The sequence below is a fragment of the Adlercreutzia rubneri genome (assembly GCF_009755265.1).
GTDB classification, from domain to species: Bacteria; Actinomycetota; Coriobacteriia; order Coriobacteriales; family Eggerthellaceae; genus Adlercreutzia; species Adlercreutzia rubneri.
Window position 1 is genome coordinate 51,355 of record NZ_WPOO01000016.1, and the last position, 6,124, is coordinate 57,478.

5 protein-coding genes and 1 pseudogene are annotated in these 6,124 nt (G+C 67.5%); all 6 read right to left on the reverse strand.

Translation table 11 applies throughout. The annotated features are described in order from the left end of the window. Positions 1–6: 6 nt before the first annotated feature. Positions 7–909, reverse strand: a complete 903-nt coding sequence (locus tag GO707_RS09255) for a DegV family protein (RefSeq protein WP_114540604.1) — start codon at positions 907–909, stop codon at positions 7–9. A gap of 194 nt (positions 910–1,103) precedes the next feature. Continuing rightward, complete coding sequence (locus tag GO707_RS09260; protein ID WP_227070670.1) at positions 1,104–2,036, reverse strand: radical SAM protein; 933 nt, start codon at positions 2,034–2,036, stop codon at positions 1,104–1,106. A 142-nt stretch (positions 2,037–2,178) separates the two neighbouring features. Continuing rightward, on the reverse strand, positions 2,179–3,183 hold the full coding sequence (locus tag GO707_RS09265) for an NAD(P)-binding domain-containing protein (protein WP_114540602.1): 1,005 nt from the start codon (positions 3,181–3,183) through the stop codon (positions 2,179–2,181). Then, a complete protein-coding gene (locus GO707_RS09270) occupies positions 3,183–4,109 on the reverse strand; it encodes a DegV family protein (RefSeq protein WP_157012856.1) in 927 nt (308 codons plus the stop codon). Before GO707_RS09270 ends, GO707_RS09265 begins: the two co-directional genes overlap by 1 nt. Positions 4,110–4,121: 12 nt before the next feature. Next, the gene (locus GO707_RS09275; RefSeq protein WP_114540600.1) at positions 4,122–5,576 is read right to left on the reverse strand and encodes a nicotinate phosphoribosyltransferase; all 1,455 of its coding nucleotides are present in this window, start codon (positions 5,574–5,576) and stop codon (positions 4,122–4,124) included. Positions 5,577–5,591: 15 nt separating this feature from the next. Continuing rightward, positions 5,592–6,124: pseudogene (locus GO707_RS12055) on the reverse strand (hypothetical protein); the annotation flags it as partial.

Sequence of the window (6,124 nt, forward strand, 5' to 3'; positions counted from 1 at the left end):
ACGGCCCTACAAGCTGAATACCAGCTCGCCGGTCGGGGCGGTCAGCTTGCCGGGCACGGGGCACTCGCACTCATAGGCAATCCCTACGGCCGGCCCCACGTGAACGCCGATGACCGGACTGACGGGCAGCACCTCCACCGCGTGTCCCACCGCCGGCTCGATAGCCTCGCGCGCCCATTTGATGGCGGGGGCCGCCGATCCGATGTAGTGCACCACCACGCGCTTGAGCCCAAAGGCCTCGATCTCCTCTTTGAAGACGTCTGCCATGCGAGCAAGCGTCTTCTTCCACGTGCGCACTTTCGCCAACGTGGATGTCTCCCAATCGGCCACCGTGAGCACGGGGGAGATTTGCAGCAGACCGCCGAGCAACGCCGACGCACCTCCAATGCGACCGCCCGCCTTCAAAAAAGCAAGGCTCTCCGGAGCGAAGATGAACCGCGACGAGACGACCGAATCAATCGCCGCCTGCGCGCACCGCGTCAGATCGCCGCCCGCATCGCGCGCATCGCATGCATCGAGCACCGCGAACATCTCATCGCCGCAGTTCGACGTCGAGTCGATCAGCGTGCAGCGGAACTGCTTGTAGCGCTCCTTGCAGGCCCGAGCGCTGCGCACCGCCCCTTCGAACGTTCCGGACATCTTCGACGAGATGAAAACCCCGAGCACCTCATCGGCCGCCTGCGCCGCCTTTTCGAAAATCGTCTCCATCGCATGCTGCGAGGGCTGGCTCGACGTAGGCGGATTGTCGATCATGTCGGCGATATCCTCATAGAATGCATCGACGTCCATGTCGGCCTCGCGGTACTCACGACCATCCCGATTCACGAACAGCGAGACGACTTCGATATCGCGCTCCCGCACCACCTCGGCGGGGATAGAGGCGACCGAATCGGTGACGATCTTGACCACGACTTCTCCTTTCAGCGAGGCACCCGAAGGCATCCGCGCCGCACGCGACGGCGTATCGCGACGCTGCGGCCGCGATGGGCATTTTTGCTATCGTACACCATGTGCACGCTCGAAAACGCGCGCAGAGGAGAAGTTCATGCGACCGTTGAGCCAAAAGTCGGCTAATACTCTCGCATACCGCTGGCAGCTAGGCGCTACACGCCCGTGAAGTCGAAGGCCGGGATGAAGCTCTCCTCAGCGGCTCCCCCTTCTTGCCAGAAGTAGTCCTCCACTCCCAGCGCATCGGCGAAATCGAGCAGCTGCTCGTACTCGGAATCGGGTACCGTGGTCGCAAGCTCGGGACTCGCCGCCAGGGCCGCGGCCGCCCGCCTGTCGCCGGCTGCAGCGGCCTGAGCGATCACCGGCGTGTACTGGTTCATGAGCGAGAGCCGGACATCGCTCCCGAAGCGCTCGTGCAGAAGCCGCACCACGGCCTTGGAGTTATCCAGGGCCCCGGGCAGCATGAGATGGCGCACCACCACGCCGGAGACGAGGCGCTCCTGGCCGCGGAACTCGTCATAGCACGGGGCGCCAACGACCTCTACCATGGTCTGAAGCGCCGCGAGGGCCACCTCGGGGTAGTCGGCAGCATGGGAGTAGCGAGCCGCCAGCGCCGCATCGGCGTACTTGAAGTCGGTGAGGTAGGCGTCCACGAAGCCGACGTTGCCGCGCACCGCCTCCACGGTCTCGTAGCCGCCCGTGTTCCACAACACCGGCAGCGCCATGCCCTGCTCGCGCGCCAAGGCAACCGCCGCGCGGATCTGCGGCGCGAAGTGCGTCGGCGTCACGCAGTTGATGTTCAGCGCCCCGGCCGCCTCAAGCTCGCCCATGATGGCGGCCAAGCGCTCGACAGTGATTGCCCGGGCCGCCTCGCCCAGAGCGATAGAGGCGTTCTGGCAATAAACACAACGCAGAGGGCAGCCGGAGAAGAAGATGGTGCCGCTGCCGTCCTCGCCGGAGATCGGCGGCTCCTCCCAGAAGTGCAGCGCCGCCCGGGCCACGAGCACCTCGCCCGCAGCTCCGCAAACCCCGCGCTCCCCCGCCGCCCGATCAACGCCACACCTCCGGGGGCACAGCTCGCACGACAACGGCAACGCGTAGAGGGGATGCGGGATGCCTTGACCGAGCGAGTTCCGTAGCGAACGGAAATGCCCTGTGGGCATTTCCGCCGAGCGAGGACTGTCTGAGCGAATCAAGGTATCGCGCAGCTCTGATTCCGGCGAGTCACAACTAGTTGTTCGAGTAGTCGAAGTCGTCGTTATAGGGAGCGAAGTCGTCATAGTCGTCGTAGTCGTGATCCTCGCGGAAGTGGTCGTGGCCGCAACCGTCCTCGTCGTCGTAGGCGCTCCAGTCCTCGTCCTCCTCGGAGGCAGGGTGCCCATAGGCCTGCTCGGCGCGCGTCCAGTCGAGCCCGGCCCGGGCTCCGGCCGCCTCGTCCTGATACACCAGAGACAGCGCCGCCGGCGCCATATCGGCGCCTCCGATGACCACCAGAAGCTCCAGCAAGTGCATGGTCGCCTCCACTCCGGGCAAAATCACCTCGGCGTCGTCGGCGGCCATGAGCGCCGCGGACAGCTCGGCCAGGAGCATCTCGGCCGTGTAGTCGCCGGTGTAGCGCTGCTGGCGCACGGCCTGTACCACAGGATCGGCGGAGACGGGGCTGAACAGCGGAATCTGGTCGGCGTCCAGCGCTCCCACCGAACGGGCCGAGGCATCGTCCAAGGCCACGGCCTCGATGGCGCTCACCAGATCGGCGGCCAAGGGCAGCGTGTGGGTATTGCGCAGAAGCTGCGCGCGGCCCGGTGCCCCCACTTCCACCACTTCTCCGAAGATGGCGTCCAGAAGCCGACGGACATCGTCGGTCAGCTCGGCTTCGGTGGCCACCGGCCCCAGAAGGTTCTCGCGGGCGAAGGCATCGGCGGCCACCAGCGAGCGTACCGTCGCCGGTGCCTCCACCATGATCAGGTCGTTCACCGTCGCCACGGCGTTGATCTCGCGGGCGAAGTTCGGCGTGGCAGCCGACAGATCCACCAGCGTGGACCCCGGAGCCGTCGTCGTGACGAGTCCCTCGTCGCCGAAGTACAGATCCTCCAGCGCCGAGCCGGAGGTGGCATACGTCACCACGATGTCCGCCGAGGCGACATCGGAGACTTGGGAGAAGCCGGCGTCGGCCAGGCGCCCCTCCACGGCCCCGATGAACGACGGGGCACCCACGTAGGCGTACGACTTCGCCATTACTTGTCTCCCTTCACCTTGCGGGCGATGCGATCGGCCACGGACAGGTTCTCGCGCTTGTCGTGGCCCCAGAACACCACGGCCAGCATATCGGCGCCCACATGAGACCCGATGACCGGGCCGATGTTGCACACCAGGCACAAAAGCCCGGGCGCCTCCTTTTCCAAGGCCTCCTTCAGACGCGCGGCATCTTTGGGGCAGTCGGCGTGGCCCACAATGGCGACATGGGCCTGACCGGCGTCGTCGACGTTCTTCTTGTAGTACTCCGCCAGCTGCTTGATGCCCTTCTTGCGCCCCCGGGCCACGCCGACCAGCGACAGCGTCCCGTCCTCGGCGATGACGAGCAGCGGCTTCACATCCAGGGCGGCACCGGCCACGGCAACCGAGGCGGGAATGCGGCCGCCGCGGCGCAGGGCCTCCAGGTCGTCCACCATGAACTCCTCGTTCACGAAGCAGCGGGCCTCCTCGGCCCAAGCGGCCAGCTCGGCAGCCGACATGCCCTTCTCGTGCTGCACCAGCGCCTCGTAGACGAGCAGACCCTCGGCCACGCTGGCCAAATGGGTGTCCACGATATGCAGCTCGAAGTCCGGGTGCTCGGCAAGGACTTGATCGCGCACGACGCAGGCGGCGTCGAAAGAGGCGGACAGACCGCTGGAGAACGCCAGGTACACCGCCGGCGTCCCCTCCTCGGCCGCCGCCGTGAACGTGTCGGTGAGCGTCTGCAGCGTCACCTGGGCCGTCGAGGGCTCGGCGCCTTTGCGCATGGCCCCGTAGAAGGCCTCGGCCGACACGGACTCGAACAGGTCGTCCTCGAAGGTGCCCCCGTCGACGGTGTAGGGGAACTTCATGAGCGTGACGCCTGGGCGCCGCACCACCGAGGCGGGCAGATCGCAGCAGGAATCGATGTTCAGGTGGCATTTCGCCATAGAGCGTCCTCTCTATAGAATATGTCGCAGCTCGGCCACCAGCGCCCGGCGGCGCTCGTTGAGGCCCAGCTCCAGACCAACAGGATAGGTGTGGGGGTTCAGCATGCGCAACTGAGTTTCGTCAAGGGTTTCCAAACCAACACAAGCGCGCGCACGGGCGGCCATGGCGCTGCGCTCCTCGGGCGCGAGCACCACCTTGCCGACGCGGGCCAGCGGGCGCAGCAGCGTCTCGAAGCGCAGGCCCGAGAGGTTCTTCTGGCGCAAATCGTCCATGGGGTCCACGATGACCTCCCGCGCATCCGGCGTCTCGTTCACGTCGAAGACCATATCGCCGGCAATGCGGCCGTCGGACTGGTAGTACCGCCGCACGTCGAGCACGCCCGGGGTGGTGAGCTTGGCGGCCGACTCGGAGATCTTCAGCCGCGCCGTCCAAGGGGCGTCCTCGCCCACGCGAACCGCGGCCAGCTTGTAGACGCCGCCCAGAGTCGGCTGGTCGTAGGCGCTCGCGAGCTTCGTGCCCACGCCGAAGGACATGACGTCGGCGCCTTCCTCCAGCATCGACTGGATGGTGTACTCGTCCAGATCGTTCGAGAGCACGATGCCGCAATCGGTAAGCCCCGCCTCATCCAGCATGCGCCGGGCCATCTTCGAGAGCCACGACAGGTCGCCCGAGTCGATGCGGATGCCGGCCAGACGCTCGCCGCGCTCGCGCATTTCCAGGCCCACGGTGATGGCGTTTCTGATGCCCTGCTCCACATCGTAGGTATCCACCAGAAGGATGCAGTTGTTCGGGAAGATGCGGGCGTACTCGCGGAAGGCGGTGAGCTCGTCGTCGAAGGACATGACCCAGGAATGGGCGTGGGTGCCCGAGACCGGGATGTCGAAGAGCTTGCCGGCCAGCACGTTCGAGGTGGAGGCGCAGCCGCCCACCACCGCCGCGCGCGATGCCCACACGCCGCCTAGGCCCTGGGCCCGGCGCAGGCCGAACTCCGCCACGGGGCGCCCCTTGGCGGCGCGGCACACACGGGCGGCCTTGGTGGCGATGAGCGTCTGGAAGTTCACCATGTTCAACAGCGCCGTCTCGATAAGCTGGCACTGCATGATGGGGCCGGTGACCCGCACGAGCGGCTCGTGGGGGAACACGATCGTACCCTCGGGCACCGCGTCGATATCCACCGACAGGCGCAGATCGCGCAGATACTCCAGGAAGGCCGGATCGAACAAGGGGCCGCCGGCCGGGGCGTCCAGCGAGGCCAAATAGGCGATATCCTCCTCGCTGAAGCGGAACGTCTCCACCAGGTCGGCCAGCTGGGCCATGCCGCAGGCCACCGCGTAGCCTCCCTTGAAGGGATAGTCGCGGAAGTACATGGTGAAGCAGGCCTCCTCGCCCGCTTTCTCGGCGTCCCAGTAGCCCTGGGCCATGGTGATCTGGTACAGATCGGTGAGCAGCGCGTAGTCCACGTTCATGAGTGAGGTGCCTCCCTAGTTTCCGGTGTCGTTGCCACCGTTGCCGCTCTGCGGGCCCGAGCCCGCGCCCGAGCCGCCGTCGGCCTTGGGCTTGCGGGAGCGGCGCCGGCGCCGAGGCTTGGAAGCGCCCGTGTCCGCCTTAGCCCCGTCGCTGCGGGACGCGCCGCCCTGCTCGGCCCGCAGCCCCGAGGACTTCTGGCCCGGCCGCGGCGAGGCGCCCTTGGGCTTGCCGTCGCCCTGGCCGGAGCGAGAGCGGCCCTGGGAGCCCTTGGCCCTTTGCGCTTTCCCCTGGCCGCCCTGATTGCCCTGGCCGCTCTGGTTGCGGCCGCCGTCCTTGGGGCGCGCGCCGTCCTTGGGCCGCGAGGCCGTCCCGGAGCGCTGACGGCGCGGCTTCGGCGATGCGGCCCCCTCGCCGCGCGCGCCCTCCTCGCGGGAGGTGGACACGCGCTCCAAACCGCGCCCGTCGTCGGCCGCCGACAGCTTCGTGGAGCGGCGGCGCTTGCGGGGCGGGGCGGCCGGTGCCGGAGACGCCGCCTGCGTCCCCGCCG

Coding starts and splice junctions, on each gene's coding strand:
- GO707_RS09270 (WP_157012856.1), bottom strand. CDS start 4,109: ATGGCGAAATGCCACCTGAACATCGATTCCTGCTGCGATCTGCCCGCC.
- GO707_RS09265 (WP_114540602.1), bottom strand. CDS start 3,183: ATGGCGAAGTCGTACGCCTACGTGGGTGCCCCGTCGTTCATCGGGGCC.
- GO707_RS09275 (WP_114540600.1), bottom strand. CDS start 5,576: ATGAACGTGGACTACGCGCTGCTCACCGATCTGTACCAGATCACCATG.